Below are 14,813 nucleotides of genomic sequence, written 5' to 3' on the forward strand. Positions count from 1 at the left end.
AGCATGCTGCCAAAGAGCATCACTACTCCAAGCCTACTGGCCCAAATCATCACGGCTAAGTTCCAGTATGGCCTGCCGCTGTATCGTCAAGAAGCGATGTTTAAGCAGTTCGGCGCCGATATCAGTCGCCAGACCATGAGCCGTTGGCTGGTAGCTGTCAGCCAAAAACTTGAGCCACTGTACCAGCGCATGCATGACCTTCTCGTGCAGCAGCCGGTGCTGTGGGCGGACGAGACAACAATAAAAGTCATCCAGTCTGAGAAAAGTAAGTCCTACATGTGGGTGTATGGTTGCGGCACAGATAAGCCACCGCCCGATAATACCTCATCACCACCGAACATCGTACTGTATGACTATCAGGATGGTCGCGGTGGGTCACATCCGAAAGACTTCCTGCAGGGTTACCGTGGACCATTGCAAGTGGACGGCTATCAAGGTTACGAGCAAACCGATGCTATCCTTGCCGGTTGCTGGGCACATGCCAGACGTAAGTTCGTGGACGCCAAAACCGTGCAGGGAAAAAAGAAAACCGGTAAAGCCGATGCTGCGATTGCGTTTATTCAAAAGCTGTACCGTGTTGAACGGCTGATGGCTGATAAGTCAGCGGATGAGCGTTTGCATGCACGACAAAGCGAGTCCGCAGCTGTAATGAGCGACTTTAAAGAGTGGCTTGATAGGCAGTTGAATCAAGTGCCACCGACCAGTGTGCTGGGCAAAGCCTTGCAATACACATTGAACCAGTGGTCGAAGTTGCAAGTGTATTTAACCGACGGACGCATTAATATCGATAACAACCGCGCCGAGCGCGCGATAAAACCGTTCGTCATCGGTCGCAAAGCCTGGCTGTTCGCCAACACCCATGGTGGTGCCGATGCCAGTGCCGTGCTTTACAGCCTGGTCGAAACGGCCAAGGCTAATAACCTACAACCGATTGACTACCTGATGAGCCTGTTCGGGCAGTGGCCACTTATTAACGACAGCGATAATATCGACCACCTGCTGTCCTGGAATATCGAGCTCACACGCTAGCGTCAATTATCCTGGCCGGTTAAATGGCCAACAAAATTGACCCACCTGGAAAATACTACGGTCAATGTGTGCTACTAGCGACGCTTACTTAGTTGAATCTGGAGTAATATTGTATAGAGACTGCCATCAAAATTTAACGATTAGACTTAACTGGCAGCCCTACATAAACAATTAAAGCAAATATGCTAACAAAAGGTATGAGACCTAAAATAATCGGAAAATATAGCTTGTAGTTCTTTTGGGATGCAATAATGATTAAACAAATCAAAATGATAAGCTGAAAAAGTGGTTAGGGCAACCGCATGAATGCTTATTAATTGACCATCCTGCTAAACCCTGCTGTTAAAACAGCCTCTAGGTAGCTGGCTTTCATCCAGGCCCGTTTTTGCTTAGCCGGGATGCTGCCTTTTGATGACTCAGCACGCAGCATATTCAATGCTAAGTGGCGCAGCATCGACCAGTTTTCAGCTCCGTGGTTCTGGTGTATCTGGCAATCGTCTTCACCCATGCTCACGTCCAGTACCCAGTGCAGACTGTTTTCTACAGCCCAGTGTGAACGTACCGCTTCGGCCAGTTGCTGCTCAGTCAGTGTTGCTGAGCTGATGTGGTAACGGTATGTCAGTTTAGGTGCTTTCCCTCTCTGCTGACGAAAGCTCATGCTCATTCCTAGGGTTTTTAATTCTGGCCATCCAGGAAACGCTTTACTGACGACTTCTGCGCTCAGCACATGGTAGATACGAGCGTCTATGCGGCCATGCTTTTGTTCGAAGCTTAAGCCGCCAAGTGGCGCTTTGCGTGCTTCAGAAAAGGCATGTTCCACCGCCTTGAAGAGTTTGCCGTGGTTTCTTTTGAGCGTAAACAGATAATCACCACCTTGCTCCACAATTTCCTCTGCGATACGAGTCTGGCAGCCCATGGCGTCAATCGATACCAAGGTATCCTGGATATCAAGTAACTGAATAAGCTCAGGGATCGCCGTGATTTCGTTTGATTTTTCTGAGGTCTTTATCTGACCAAGCACGACTTGATTGGCACACGCAAACGCATTGACCATGTGTATCGTTGATTGGCGGTCGCCCCGCTGGTATGAGCTTCGCAGTGTTTTACCGTCAATCGCAATCATTTGTCCTTCGGTGCTTTCATGGACCGCCTGCATCCAGTTGATAAAGCAGGCTCTGAACTGTTCCGGGTCAATCCGCGAAATGGTACGGGCAATGGTATCATCGACTGGCACGCCTTCGCGTAAGTAACCATGCTGTTGAAACCAGTCAATGTGGCCATCGGCATAATCGCGGATCTCGCTCCAGCCCTCGGCTCCGGCGACAACACCACATAAAGTAATAAACAGAATATCCTCAAGAGGATAGGTTACTTTTGCTGACTGACGTGTATCGGCTAAATCGCCAAAGTGCGTGGTGAAGGCTTCGATATACATGGTTTCACTCTCCGTAAAAGAGAGTATAAGATCACGACTAAGCCGGATCGTCAAATGGATCGTTTACTAACCACTTAAGTGGTTAAGAAACGTTCACGATCTTGCCCTGAAAAAGTGGTAGTCCTAAAGCAATTGGATGGAGTTGCCCCGTACGCATCATTTCAAATATAAACATATTAACCCCTTAGATAGATCTATTCTGTATTGTATAAAATAATGCTAATAAAAGACATCCTGAATTATATTAAACACCCAATTTTACTTTATGCGATTTACTTTAGTCCTGGTATTCTGGCTATCTTTCCCTAAATAAAAAGAAGATAGCGCCCCCCGCTCAATATATATTTCATCACCTTTCATAATTTTTAGGCGACTACTATCTTTTTTTGCCCAAATTTGACCGTTACCTAATTCATAAGTCGTGTCTCTAAACCTAGATTTATTTATTTTAACGATAGTAGCATAAATCTTTTGTACAATAGTTTCCTTTTCTCTGCTTTCAATTCCGAATGAAGTTTCGGAATGATTAGAACTCTCGGTATGACTGCCATCCCGGCCCGTAGAAGCAATCTGTGGCATTGTATTATTTGGCGAAACTTTAAGCGACTTCTCCGACTCCGCACTGTTTTTTGCAGCGCTTAAACTAGCTTTTCTTTCATCACTAGCAAGCGATGCGATTAACTTGTCAAGACAAAAAAGTCTTCTCTCGTCATTTTCAATTTGGGCGCACGCTTCAAGTTTTTTAGTGACTTCGTCAGCCATTGCAGTATTGACTATGCCCATCCCCATAACTAAAAATCCTACTTTAAAGATGGAGAGTGCTCGATGATTCGTTTTTTCCATAACTCTGCTCACATAATTTACGTTTAAAGTTCCTAAACACTAGCGAAAAAATCTAGGTAAGCTCTTAAGCTACTTAAGGATAGCTATTATTTTTCATTATCATAAAATAATGGATAAATAAGTCGACCATTTTTAATATTCGTACCGAAACTGGGTCCTGCATTATGAAATAACCACGGCCGAAATAGAATCAGTCTGTTATACTTCATTAGAATATGGGTTATCAACTCCCATTTGCTTTGGTCTGTTCCATCCTTTAATAAATAATCATGCCAAAATGACTCAAAGGATTTGACACCCATTTTTTTTAAGTCTTTTTGATTTAGTGGTGCGCGGTCAGAATTAAGTAATTTATGACGATAGAAATCCGTACCCCCCTGGCAATCTTCATCCCGAGTCAAATACAAGATTCCTGACCACTGACATTTATCAATATGCACCCCCCCTTTACCTCTATCTCCTCCTAAAGCTACTCTGAACTTTCCATGGCTGTTACCTGGTGAAAGGGTTAATTCTTCTCCAACCAAATTAGATATCAGCTTATCAAGTCCGTTTATATAGAACGGCTGCTTTGAGTTACTCCCGGGGAAGTAAGTTTGTTTATCTGAATTGGCGTACTCCGCGTTTAATGCTTTCTGACGAAGGTTATCGATAAAATCAAGGAATTCATCTATGACAATAAGACTTTGGTACATAAGATTAGCGTTACCTCTTTTCACTCAAAAACTGAATCCCATACAGCAATAAAAAAGCCGGGCAATTCTGCCCGGCTTTATCATATAACTGCATTTTAAAATTGGTAAGTAACACCTAAATTATAGATTCTGCCGTAGGTGAAACGCCCAATTGAAATTTCAACTGGTGACGGTTCCCAATCAAAAGCATTTAAGACGTTCGCTCTAAGGCTCAATCCTTCTGCCAATTGATAAGTTGCCCCCAAATCAAATGTCGTACGTGATGTAACCTCAGTATAAGGGTTACCATTTTGATCAATATACTGAAGCGGTTCAGTCTGTTCAACGTCACGCTCAGTGCGACCCGTGTGGTTTACATCCATAAAGGCATACAAATCACCTACAGAATAACCAACTTGGAGATTAGCGACAATATCAGGATCACTAAACTCACCTGTATCATCTGTGAAGTCGAAACCAGTATTTGAAATCTCATTTTTACGCTGGTTAAACACTCTCAAGTTCCAACTCAGGCTACCAGAATCGGGACTGAAGAAGTCACCAACCAAAGGATAGTCTTTCAGATCGTTCCTGTAGTTCAACGAGTATTCGACCCCTTCAAAGTTACGTATAGCAGCATTAACATATCCTGACTGGAATGCGTCTACTTGTGGAAATTGGCCGTTTGGTAAGCGTGTGAATTGCCCACAGAACTCATTCGGAAAATCAGTTCCATCGTAACAAGCTTCAAGAATATCCGTTAATGAGAACTGTAGAATTGCGTCCTCAATATCAATTTGGATATAGTCCACTGACATATTGAAGCCCTCAGCCCAACTCGGGGTGTAAACTATACCCACGTTAGTACTTTCTGCTTTTTCGTTCTCCAAGTTTTGATTCCCGCCAGTAAATCCTCGGCGTGAAGCATTTTGAATCTCAGAAGCGAAATCAGCAGGAAGGCCATCAGCTGCACAGTTAGCCTGACGAGTCGCTGGGTTTGGACCACTTTCTAGGTTACGCGCATCACAAGGATCGGTTGCAAAGCTTGTTGTCTCAACGACAGGCAAGAACAGTTCTGTTACAGCCGGCGCACGTGCTGTCTCAGAAATATTGCCCCGTATCATAAGGTCTTCATATACGCGCCAGTTTAGTCCAGCGGCCCAGACATCATCTTGTCCCGCTAAGTCATTATCAATATTACGATACGAAGCATCTAATGTAAGATTTTGCAGTAAAGGAATATCCATCTCTTTAGAGATTAAAGGCGCTACAAATTCAACATACATATCTTCCGTTTTGTAGCCGCCAGCGGTTGCATTTGGTGCAAAACCAACCAACTCGGCTGAGCCATCAGGACGAAACTCGGCTTTCTCTGTGCGACGCTCATAACCTAATGCAAAGCCAAGAACACCTGCCGGAAGATCAATTAAGTCACCGCCGAGATATGCTGAAAAAATAGCTTGTTCAAGGCGAGATTGCCCTTGGTCATTATAGGTTACGTATTCTTTTGCAGCGTCGCTAATGGTTCCAAATGGATTCAACGGTGCACAGGTGTCTTTAGCCCCCAGAATATTTTCGGTGCCAGTTACCCCTTGTCCACTTGGGACAAAACCACCTTCATAGTCATCAACGTAATTATAGCGACAGTCAATTTCACCTGTTTCAGGATTTAGACCAACATCCATCGCTGCCAGCCACTTAGCATCATCAATCGCTTTGTCTTGCGAGTAAACAGTTGAAATACCTTTTTGGTACCCAACAGACCAGTCGAAGAAGCGATCCATTGCATCAAATGAGCCGTTGAAGGTCAAATTGAAGCTGTTTACAGATGATTCATTAATAATTTCACGCTGCCCGAGATCAAGCCATCCTTTATGCATGTAAAAACTTGTTGGGCCACCAGCAAGTCCTTCAATTGTCTGGCGAGCGTCATTCGTCAAAAAGGGGTTGTCTGTATCAAACAGTAATGCACTACCGGTTCCGCCGAAGATACCTGAACTGTATTTCTGTGCTTGGTACCCTTGGTTTGCAGCGTCTGAACGGTTAGCAAAAATAGACAAATCCAGGTTTACGTAATCGTTTATTTCATAATTACCTAAAACAGTAATATTGTATCTTTCAAAGCCCTCACGAGCCGTATTGGCTTCAGCGAGGTTAAGTCCATCGCCGCCCGACGCCCATATCTGGTTACCCGTTGGGTTGCCTGGATCATAAGGTACTATAGTCCCCGAACCGTCAGGGTTAAACTGAATAAACTCACCACCCCACGCACCAAGTCCTAGGTTAGTAACGGCTGTTGGTCCCGGCGTAATTAGTCCAGAATTAGATAAAATACCCGCACGACCGTCTGGCACTAATAATACTTGGTTTGAAGGAATTTCACCGTCAGGACCCGGTACACCTTGACCCGCTGCTGGTGTGAATGAACTCCAGCTATTAGCTAAAGTCGGCACGCGTGAAGCAGCAATATTATCAGTTTCATTATATTCAACGGCAACTACCAAGTTACCACGGTCGTTGTCGAAGTTACCACCTAGTAGGCCACGAAACGATTGATCGCTATTGATCCCATCAACATAGCCATAGTCGAATGAAATTTCAGCGCCTTCATAGTCTTTTTTAAGAATATAGTTTACAACACCGGCTACGGCGTCTGCACCATATACCGGAGCACCGCCTACTTTCATAACTTCAATTCGTTCGATTAAAGAAACAGGTATATTGTTAACATCAACCTGAGAGCCCGGTGCACTGCCGCCACCAACTGGCGAGTTGCTCGAAATGAATCGACTACCATTAATCAGTGTCAGTGTACGTTGAGAACCTAGGCCATATAGACTTATGGTATTTTGGCCTAAACCTTGCGAGGAAGCCTCTGTATTACCGCCAATCGTTGGGGTATTACCTGCACCAACTCCCGGTAGATCTAAAACACCTGTAATTGCGTTAGTTATACCTCTGTCTTTCAAATAGCTGTCATCAACAAAGTCAACTAACTGAGTTGGTTCAAGATCGACTCGTTTAACACGCGAACCTGTTACCTGAATTCGCTCTGCAACTTCTTCTTTTGCAGTCGTTTCTTCTTCATTTTGATTTTGCGCAGAGTCTTGCGCGTATACCAAAGCAGGAAACCCTAAAGACGCAGCAACCGCTGCAGCCGTTAAGCTTTTTCGAAATGTCATATTTTTCATGAGTAAAAACTCCCTGGAACGTTTTTATTATATCGCTTCATTTAATAGAAGCTGTTTAAAAACTATCAGGAAGTTAATCAATTGTAAAATTTTAGTGGTTATTTTGTTATAAAAAGAGATATAAGAGAAAGTTAACCTTACAGGGTAGCCAATCGGTTTATTCATATTTTTGTCCATTGACCAGCCAACAATGCGTCTAGAGAACAGGTCGATAACTGTTGCCACGTAAAGGAACCCTTCATAAGTGCACACAGTAAGTAATGTCGCTTACCCACTAGGGCGTGTTGATCTTTCCTGTACATATTTTATTCAGCAATACATCGGTAGCCACATCAATGAAAATGCCAGTGACACCATACGGGCATAATTTCTCGCTAACTTTTCATACCTAGTTGATATTCATAGGTAGGATCTTAAGGAAATAAAGCTTGAATGCATGCTCCAAATTTGATCAGCTGTTTATCGCCAAACAAACAACATGAGTCAAATTTGAAGACATGCCTAAAAATAATACCGAGCTTGCGACAATAACGAAAGTCCTGAATGCATTTAAAATTAATGATATTGGCCAAAGTAGTGGGTTTTGTGCCCGGAAGCGGGTGGTAAGGCCGTTTGAACTGGTGATGTCGTTAGTCACCGCATTAGGTGATAAAACCGTTGATTCCATCAGTGACTTACATCGCTATTTCACCAGTCTGACCTTCTGTGACGTGCAGTACAAGCCATTCCACAACCAACTCAGTAAACCTGAGTTGGTCGTCATGATGAAACGGTTAGTCCGGATGGCGATGGCAAACTGGCAGCAACAAGTGTTGGGAACTGAGGTGAATTTGACACAGTTTGAACAAATTGTTGTTCAGGACGGCAGCTCTTTCGCCGTACACCATGGTTTGCGAGATGTTTTTAAAGGTCGTTTCACGACAATCAGCCCGGCCGCGATAGAAGTTCATGTCACCTGGGACATGTTGAGTAGTCAACCGGGTACGGTGTCAGTGAGCGCTGACAGCAAAGCTGAGTATGATTACCTGCCAAAGGCAGAGACGTTGAAAAACCAACTATTTTTGGCAGACAGAGGGTACTTCAAACTGTCGTATTTGCGAGAAATTGATGTGGCTGGCGGATTTTATGCTGTTTGGGCAAAGACGACGAGCAATCCGCGTGTCCTGAATGCTTTTACGGTGAAAGGCCGGGCATTAAAGCGCTTTGAAGGGCAATCGCTGAAGCAGGTAAAAGGTCACATCCGGCGCAGTGGTGTCGTTGATATGGATGTTGAAAATCGCCACGGTTATCGAATGATAGCCAGTTGGGCAAAAGGGAAAAGAGAGCCGACTTATTGGGTTACCAACCTGCCGCGCAGCGGCTACCCGGCGAGCACGATTATTCAGTTGTATAGCCTGCGCTGGCAGATAGAGCTGCTGTTTAAAGAATGGAAGTCGTATTGCAACTTACGGAAGTTCAACACGCGAAAAGCAACAATGATGGAAGGTCTGGTCTGGGTGAGTTTACTGACGCTGTTGGTAAAGCGGCATATTGGCTTTAGTATTCAGCAGATTAAAGGCGTGGCGATTTCAAGCTTTATGGTGGCAAAAAATACGCAGGGTTGGTTTTACAAATTAATGGAGTCCATCATCCATTACGACCATGCTGATTTAAAACAAACATGGTGCTGGGCAATGGATTATCTATCCCGATACGCTAAACGGGCGCACCCGGACAGAGACAGGAAAACCGGCCGTTTGGCGCCGGGTCTGGTGCCCATTATTTCTTAATGTCCAACTTATGAAGCTAAATTAAGTTTTCTGAATTTAACTACTAGTACAAGGAAGGTTACATGCCGTTTAAAATTTACCAATTAATAATAGCTACATTTGGTCTATTTTTTGTGAATTCTGTAAATGCTGAATTCGACACACTTCCAGACTGCGGGAAAAAGGTTTGTAGTGAAATCTTTCATAATGAAAAACTTGATCAAGCTACATTGGTTGTTTGGGAAGGAGAAGGCAATATTATTAGGAGTCAAGTATTAGAACTGGATGATTCAGCGGTGTTGACCAATCAGTCAAACTTTACCAGCGTAGATAATTCGAATGACCTACTTGGTGAAGAGCCGCCTGCGCCCTGCGAGTCAGGCTCTTGCTCTAGTGTCCGAATATTGTCTTATGAGTCAACAGGTGAAATCATTACAGTTATAATGACGTTTTTTTATTATAATGAGCAATTAATCGACGTTCACCTTTCAGAGAAAAGAACAGTAAAACCGGTTGAGTGAATAACTAAACATTCCTCCCCACCTGCCGATAAGAGAGCATCAGCGTTTCAATTACAGGTGCGTTTATGTTTCCTCGTTCTATGCTTGCAGCCGTTACTGCGGCTTTGCTAATTACTGTTAGTCCCGTGTCGGCGCATGCCAGTAATCCACATGAAAAGATCGGTGATGACTTGGCAGCCGATCTCTCCGAGCAGTTGAGTCAGGTTAGTCAGTCTTACGCCTATTCAAATATTGGCATAACGCGTTGGGTTCTGGCAGAAACACTGGAGTTTCCCCAACCGGGTGATTCGCTATACAAGCTGAGTCATCAGCTAAGCGAAAGCATATATGCTCATTTGAAAGAATATAATTTAAATGTTGTTGAGTTCAGGGCGCAAGACTACATAACGCTGACAAAAGATGGTGCAACGGCTATGGCTCGGGAGGTTGATGAACTTGAGACTCATCCTAAGCTCGACTGGGTCTTGGTCGGAACCCTCTCCCGCAAAGATGCCGGCACTATGGTTAACCTACGAATTATTGACCGTCGTAATCAGGAAGTTTTGGCAGCGGCGAATCGCTATGTTCCCAAACACTTGTATTGGCCGAATAAGCAAACTGAGCTGGTTAATGGCCGTTTACAACGTCATTAAAAGAGGCACTGTTATGAAGTTATTCGTTTTTACAGTCGTTGCAGCGTTTTCATTAAGTGCTTGCACGGTTTTACCAGCCAAACAAGAAGTCGTGAAAGCTCCAGTGCCAGAGAGTGAAGAAGCTTCATCGGAGAAAATCTATGCGCAGCCGGATAGTGCTAAATTCAGTGCGCAATTGGCGGAGCAGTTAGTGGATAATGCGAGTATTCGCTTGAATACAGCGAAGGTCGGCATCACCAACTTGGTTGGCGTAACCAGTCAGTATGATGAAAGCTCGGCATTAAGTCAGGTACTGTCCGAACAACTGCTGCTTGAGTTGCATCGTCGTGAACTTAGTGTGCTGGATTTCAAAGCAACTGATTTCATTCGCGTAACACCCAAAGGTGACTTTGCGTTAACTCGTGATTATCTGGAACTGGATGAAATTATGCCGATCACCCATGTTTTAGTCGGTACATTATCGCATCATCGTAACGGCGTAATGGCTAATACCCGGTTAGTCGATATCAATACGAAAGCGGTTGTCAGTGTGGCTCAGGTTTTTATCCCGGAAGCGGTGGCTCGGCAGTTAGATGAAAGTTACGGGCAGCCGACAATACGCAAGGCACCGTAAACATAGACACTTTATTGCGCATAAAAGTGCAAGTTTTAACACCTTTATGCGCGTAAAAGTGTTTTAGCGTAACTCAGGCTTCAGCAATGATAGATACTCACGAATCCGCTCTGCATTTTTACCGACATCGCTACGACCAACACGCGACTTACTGCGAATATCGAGTTCACTGCCATCGGTGGTTTTACGTACTCGAATAACCACATCGTCTTTAAAGCCAAACCAGGTTGTGGTTGCGGTCGCTTCAATGCGGCCTTCAGTTTCTGAACTTTCAACGAGTTCCCAGCCCATTTTATCAACAGCGAGTAAAGCCGCTGAGAAGAGCCCGTCAGGCGACTCAAGCGAGGTGTAGGTTGATAGTTCAGGGTAGGCTTCGTGTTGCTGTTTAGCGGTTTCTTCGCCGGCATACTCAACCGGGTTTGGTGCATCAGCTCTTAATGGTGCAATCGCGATAAACTCCGGTGGGTTTTGTGTGTCGGTGGTAATATCGTGAATTGCGGGAACATTTTGCGCCTTAAGGTACTGACTGAAAGGCATGTAAAAAGCGAACCCGCCTGCAATAATGGCTAAACCACTTAAGCCAGCTACCATTCCCCGCGGACGGCGAATAAGATACCAAATAATGTTCAGAACAAAAGTGGCTGCGCCAATATAAGCGGCCCAGCGCAGCAATAAAAAGGCGGTGCCAAGCTCTGCCGTACCGCTTTTATACAGAGGCCCGGAAATAGCGAGCAGTACAACAGACAATAACCCCAGAAGAATAAATAAACCGTGTAGCATTTTCATAGAAAACCCTCTTAATAATGTGGTTTGTCATTACGTCATTATACTGGGTTTGGGTCAATGTGAATTTAGCTGTCGAATGATGTTAACGGTTCTGAACGTCATTTAGTTGCCAATTATAGTCCGTGTATCGAATCGGAGTTTCCGAGTTGAGCCGCTGCTTGTGTTCTGCCTTATTAGTCAGCGCACCGGCGTACTGGCGCATGTAGTCACGGATATTGCCAAAATCATCTCTATACCAGTCAAAAATCTTAGATAAATAAAGACCTTTTTCATCAATACCGTTTTTATCCCGGTCGCTTAAAAAAGCAAACATCTGGCTTTCTAACTGAGATTCCAATTGGTCACCTGTAAAGGCTTCAGCACGAAGTTTAGGGCAACTCACCGCTGCACAAACTAGAGCGGCATGTATGCGTGGTTCGTCAAAATCTACGCGGATTTTTTCATGCTCAACCCAGTCCAGTGTGCGCTTTTGTCCCAGCAGATTGAAAAAATCCTGCTCCCAGGGGCTGGTAAAAAATCCGCCTAAATCTCTTATCGATTCAGCATTTCCAGACTCAAACTTAGCGATATTGTCGATAATTAATTGTAATGTAAAACCGTTGTAAGCGTTGATTAAGAACGCTAACTGTTGGCTTTGAGTCCAGTTTTGATATTCGTTTTTTTGTACTTGCGACAGCGACGTCAAATAACTGTCAAGCCGTTGTCGATTTTGAGCCAGTTGTTTGTAATCAACCGCTGATTTTAAGTTATCGTCGTAGACAACAACATGTTTTTCTAAAACGTCGCTAAAAGCTTCGTGTGAATGGTCAAACGACTGCGCGAACGCAGCCATTTGAAAACATAAGCCCCAAATAACCAGTATTAATCGAGTCATTGTCTCACCTTAAAAGCTCAACTTAGTGTCATACTCACGCAATATAAATAGCGCAATACAAGCTGCTAACATGGGCCATGCGGCAAAAAACAGCAAGTTATTAAAGGCGTCTAAGTATTGCGGGAAAGACGATAAAGTCGACAGACCATGCAATATCAGAATAATACCGTAAGTAATGGTCTTCCATAGCCCTAATAAAAAAGCCAGGCACAATACGACCTGCACGGCACCTAATACGGTGGCAATGGTTGCAGAGAGACCACCAATACCATAAAAACCTTCAAACACGGCTGCCGTATGTCCTGGGTTAACAAACTTATCCAGCGCCCATACAAACATCACAATAAAAATGCCGACCCGAAGCGCCAGTAGCGCCCACGGGAGTTTTGCTCTAAGGACTTGCTCATAAGTTGCTTCCGTTGTTGCATTTAGCATCTCACCTTGTGCAATAGCATCAGGCGAATTTCTTAAAGGGTTCGTCGATGGGTGTTTCGGCAATAGCGTTAGTATAGTTACTCATGGTTTTTTGACTAATCCCTAAAATGACTTCCAGCACTTGACGATTGCCGTAGCCTGCATCAAAAAAGTCTTTTAAGTCAGTTTGAGAAACTTGACCACGTTTTTCCAGCATAGCCTCAGTAAATAAGCGCAGCGCCTGTAACTGACGGTCACTCAGGGTTTCACCTTTTTTCAACTGCTCCGTAATAGAGTCATCGGCGCCCATCTGCTTGGCAATAGCGGTATGCGCCGGCACGCAGTAGTGGCAGCTGTGATAAACATTAATGGTTTGCCAAACGACGGTAAGCTCGTTCTTGTTAAAGCTACTGTCGATAAATAAACCGTGAACATCTTGATACGCTTTCAGCAATCCCGGAGCGTCGGCCATCACCGCGTGCAAATTAGGTATCATACCCATTTCTTTTTCTGAACCTTCCAGCAGTGGTTTGCTGTTTTCAGGCGCTGAACTTTTATCGTGTAATTTAAAATCTGTCATTTTTTTAATCCTTCAGAGGTTGAATTAATACGTTGCCTCGTTTAGCGGAGCAACGGTTTGCTCGATAAAGCGTTTTATCATTGCTGTGTCTTCTTTGGGTTGGTTCGCACTCGGGCTGACATAATGGCCTGTCGGTTTTGCTATCCAATGTGAATGCTCTTTCAATAACTTCATTTCTGCATTACACAAAGGGCAGGCGATAAGATCATTGATATTGGCATCGCTCGCCTGAGTGACAACCGGTCCGCAACTCGGACATTCATGCAGTGGAATACCGTCATCGCTGTGCATTAAAACTTCATCAAGTAATTGTTGTTCATCTAACGCATGCATCACATTTACCCAACGCGCATTAAATTGTTGACCTGCATTTTCTTTAAGTATAGATAATGCCTTGGTTTTACTCTTTGGCGAACTATACGGTCGCGTACTGGTCATGGCGTCAAAGGCATCGGCAACACCCACTATTGCTGCTTCTACAGGAATTGCAGCGTGGGTTAGACCGTGCGGATAGCCCTTTCCGTCAGGGCGTTCGTGGTGCAGTTCAACGGCTTTTATCACCAGGTCCGAAAGCGGGTGAGCAGCCAGCAACCGAGCCCCGTTAGAAGGGTGAGTTTTCATAATATCGAACTCTTCCTCTGATAAACGCTCCGGTTTTCCTAAAATATGATCGGCGATTGAGACTTTACCCAGGTCGTGTAAAAAACCACCCAGGCCGATACGCGCCGTATCTGCTGCCGAAAACCTTTCATGCTTAGCCATAAGCTTGGCATACTGCGATACGCGCCAAAGATGGCCGCCGGTATAGGGGTCTTTTGCTTCGACGAACCAGGCCATGACCGCTAAACTGGTTAGCAGTTCGGTTTGTGAGGCTTTCTGTAGCGTTTGGTTTGCTGACGCTTGTGACCACAGCTGTTTAAGACGGTTTAACATAATGAGTCTCCTATATGGTTGACATCATCTTAGAAGCAACTGGCGAGGTTAGGGAAGCGTGAACGGTTGGTTCTGGTGTTTTAGTTGTGTGTTTCGGTGTTTTAGATACCGACATAACGCAACAGGCGGTCTAATCTATAAATGCACACAAACAAAAGGAGTGCTTAATATGAAAAAGTCATCGATTCAAACGGCGTTAATGACAGGTGCTGCAATGGCTTCACTGGCAAGTGGAGCAGCGGTTGCCAGTGGCAACGATCACTTAAGTCTGGAAGATAGTGCGCCACAAAACGTACAGCAGAAGTTTAACCAGTGGATGAACGGCGATCAAGTCGATGGTCGCATGGAGCGTTGCTATGGTGTTGCTTTAGCTGGCGAAAATGACTGTCGTGCGGGCGCTGGTACCAGCTGTGAAGGTACTTCAACCATCGATTTTCAGGGGAATGCCTGGACCTATACTCCCAAAGGAAGTTGCGAATACATTACAACGCCTGAAGGAGAAGCGGCGCTGAAGCCTTTAGATCGTAATACGGCGTAACT

At 44.6% G+C, this 14,813-nt stretch carries 15 protein-coding genes and 2 pseudogenes; 6 read left to right on the forward strand and 11 right to left on the reverse strand.

All coding sequences use genetic code 11. From position 1 onward, the window contains the following. Positions 1 to 1,029, forward strand: a 1,029-nt coding sequence (gene tnpC / locus L8G48_RS00005) for an IS66 family transposase (protein WP_348983625.1), incomplete at its 5' end; no start/stop codon positions are given. A gap of 313 nt (positions 1,030 to 1,342) precedes the next feature. Here tnpC and L8G48_RS00015 read toward each other — a convergent pair. The 6 genes and pseudogenes from L8G48_RS00015 to L8G48_RS00040 form a co-directional block, all read right to left on the reverse strand. Beyond that, positions 1,343 to 2,464 (reverse strand): ISAs1 family transposase, encoded by a 1,122-nt coding sequence (locus L8G48_RS00015; protein ID WP_248262571.1) that lies wholly within the window; start codon positions 2,462 to 2,464, stop codon positions 1,343 to 1,345. Positions 2,465 to 2,722: 258 nt separating this feature from the next. Further along, positions 2,723 to 3,307: a hypothetical protein gene (locus L8G48_RS00020; protein WP_248262572.1), complete on the reverse strand. Its 585-nt coding sequence runs from the start codon at positions 3,305 to 3,307 to the stop codon at positions 2,723 to 2,725. A gap of 86 nt (positions 3,308 to 3,393) precedes the next feature. Beyond that, positions 3,394 to 4,026: a DUF6445 family protein gene (locus tag L8G48_RS00025; protein ID WP_248262573.1), complete on the reverse strand. Its 633-nt coding sequence runs from the start codon at positions 4,024 to 4,026 to the stop codon at positions 3,394 to 3,396. Positions 4,027 to 4,097: 71 nt separating this feature from the next. Beyond that, positions 4,098 to 7,172 (reverse strand): TonB-dependent receptor domain-containing protein, encoded by a 3,075-nt coding sequence (locus L8G48_RS00030; protein ID WP_248262574.1) that lies wholly within the window; start codon positions 7,170 to 7,172, stop codon positions 4,098 to 4,100. A 162-nt stretch (positions 7,173 to 7,334) separates the two neighbouring features. Further along, a pseudogene (locus L8G48_RS00035) lies at positions 7,335 to 7,446 on the reverse strand (DDE-type integrase/transposase/recombinase); the annotation flags it as partial. A 35-nt stretch (positions 7,447 to 7,481) separates the two neighbouring features. Then, a pseudogene (locus L8G48_RS00040) lies at positions 7,482 to 7,571 on the reverse strand (IS5/IS1182 family transposase); the annotation flags it as partial. Between the two features lie 98 nt (positions 7,572 to 7,669). Between L8G48_RS00040 and L8G48_RS00045 the strand changes: the two are divergent. From L8G48_RS00045 to L8G48_RS00060, 4 genes are all read left to right on the forward strand, one after another. Beyond that, positions 7,670 to 8,941 (forward strand): IS4 family transposase, encoded by a 1,272-nt coding sequence (locus L8G48_RS00045; protein ID WP_248262575.1) that lies wholly within the window; start codon positions 7,670 to 7,672, stop codon positions 8,939 to 8,941. Positions 8,942 to 9,003: 62 nt separating this feature from the next. Continuing rightward, on the forward strand, positions 9,004 to 9,441 hold the full coding sequence (locus L8G48_RS00050) for a hypothetical protein (RefSeq protein WP_248262576.1): 438 nt from the start codon (positions 9,004 to 9,006) through the stop codon (positions 9,439 to 9,441). A gap of 65 nt (positions 9,442 to 9,506) precedes the next feature. Next, positions 9,507 to 10,073, forward strand: coding sequence for a FlgO family outer membrane protein (locus tag L8G48_RS00055; RefSeq protein WP_248262577.1), 567 nt, complete (start codon positions 9,507 to 9,509; stop codon positions 10,071 to 10,073). Between the two features lie 13 nt (positions 10,074 to 10,086). Continuing rightward, positions 10,087 to 10,686 (forward strand): FlgO family outer membrane protein, encoded by a 600-nt coding sequence (locus L8G48_RS00060; RefSeq protein ID WP_248262578.1) that lies wholly within the window; start codon positions 10,087 to 10,089, stop codon positions 10,684 to 10,686. Positions 10,687 to 10,749: 63 nt separating this feature from the next. Here the strand turns inward: L8G48_RS00060 and L8G48_RS00065 are convergent, their stop codons facing one another. From L8G48_RS00065 to L8G48_RS00085, 5 genes are all read right to left on the reverse strand, one after another. After that, positions 10,750 to 11,472 (reverse strand): DUF1499 domain-containing protein, encoded by a 723-nt coding sequence (locus L8G48_RS00065; RefSeq protein WP_248262579.1) that lies wholly within the window; start codon positions 11,470 to 11,472, stop codon positions 10,750 to 10,752. A gap of 82 nt (positions 11,473 to 11,554) precedes the next feature. Next, positions 11,555 to 12,346 carry a DUF547 domain-containing protein gene (locus L8G48_RS00070; RefSeq protein ID WP_248262580.1) on the reverse strand — a complete coding sequence of 264 codons (792 nt, stop codon included), beginning with the start codon at positions 12,344 to 12,346 and terminating at the stop codon, positions 11,555 to 11,557. 9 nt (positions 12,347 to 12,355) lie between these two features. Next, entirely contained in the window at positions 12,356 to 12,781 is a 426-nt protein-coding gene (locus L8G48_RS00075) for a hypothetical protein (RefSeq protein WP_248262581.1), read from the reverse strand. A 19-nt stretch (positions 12,782 to 12,800) separates the two neighbouring features. Beyond that, on the reverse strand, positions 12,801 to 13,340 hold the full coding sequence (locus L8G48_RS00080) for a carboxymuconolactone decarboxylase family protein (RefSeq protein ID WP_248262582.1): 540 nt from the start codon (positions 13,338 to 13,340) through the stop codon (positions 12,801 to 12,803). 24 nt (positions 13,341 to 13,364) lie between these two features. Next, positions 13,365 to 14,273, reverse strand: coding sequence for an HD-GYP domain-containing protein (locus L8G48_RS00085; protein WP_248262583.1), 909 nt, complete (start codon positions 14,271 to 14,273; stop codon positions 13,365 to 13,367). A 169-nt stretch (positions 14,274 to 14,442) separates the two neighbouring features. Between L8G48_RS00085 and L8G48_RS00090 the strand changes: the two genes are divergently transcribed. After that, on the forward strand, positions 14,443 to 14,811 hold the full coding sequence (locus tag L8G48_RS00090) for a BufA1 family periplasmic bufferin-type metallophore (protein WP_248262584.1): 369 nt from the start codon (positions 14,443 to 14,445) through the stop codon (positions 14,809 to 14,811). Positions 14,812 to 14,813 lie beyond the last annotated feature (2 nt).

This window comes from Idiomarina aminovorans (assembly GCF_023155095.1).
Classification (GTDB): domain Bacteria; phylum Pseudomonadota; class Gammaproteobacteria; order Enterobacterales; family Alteromonadaceae; genus Idiomarina; species Idiomarina aminovorans.

Bases quoted from the DNA above. Each gene is read 5' to 3' on its own strand.
- L8G48_RS00015 (WP_248262571.1), bottom strand. From the start codon at position 2,464: ATGTATATCGAAGCCTTCACCACGCACTTTGGCGATTTAGCCGATACA.
- L8G48_RS00020 (WP_248262572.1), bottom strand. From the start codon at position 3,307: ATGGAAAAAACGAATCATCGAGCACTCTCCATCTTTAAAGTAGGATTT.
- L8G48_RS00030 (WP_248262574.1), bottom strand. From the start codon at position 7,172: ATGAAAAATATGACATTTCGAAAAAGCTTAACGGCTGCAGCGGTTGCT.
- L8G48_RS00045 (WP_248262575.1), top strand. From the start codon at position 7,670: ATGCCTAAAAATAATACCGAGCTTGCGACAATAACGAAAGTCCTGAAT.
- L8G48_RS00050 (WP_248262576.1), top strand. From the start codon at position 9,004: ATGCCGTTTAAAATTTACCAATTAATAATAGCTACATTTGGTCTATTT.
- L8G48_RS00055 (WP_248262577.1), top strand. From the start codon at position 9,507: ATGTTTCCTCGTTCTATGCTTGCAGCCGTTACTGCGGCTTTGCTAATT.
- L8G48_RS00060 (WP_248262578.1), top strand. From the start codon at position 10,087: ATGAAGTTATTCGTTTTTACAGTCGTTGCAGCGTTTTCATTAAGTGCT.
- L8G48_RS00065 (WP_248262579.1), bottom strand. From the start codon at position 11,472: ATGAAAATGCTACACGGTTTATTTATTCTTCTGGGGTTATTGTCTGTT.
- L8G48_RS00070 (WP_248262580.1), bottom strand. From the start codon at position 12,346: ATGACTCGATTAATACTGGTTATTTGGGGCTTATGTTTTCAAATGGCT.
- L8G48_RS00075 (WP_248262581.1), bottom strand. From the start codon at position 12,781: ATGCTAAATGCAACAACGGAAGCAACTTATGAGCAAGTCCTTAGAGCA.
- L8G48_RS00080 (WP_248262582.1), bottom strand. From the start codon at position 13,340: ATGACAGATTTTAAATTACACGATAAAAGTTCAGCGCCTGAAAACAGC.
- L8G48_RS00085 (WP_248262583.1), bottom strand. From the start codon at position 14,273: ATGTTAAACCGTCTTAAACAGCTGTGGTCACAAGCGTCAGCAAACCAA.
- L8G48_RS00090 (WP_248262584.1), top strand. From the start codon at position 14,443: ATGAAAAAGTCATCGATTCAAACGGCGTTAATGACAGGTGCTGCAATG.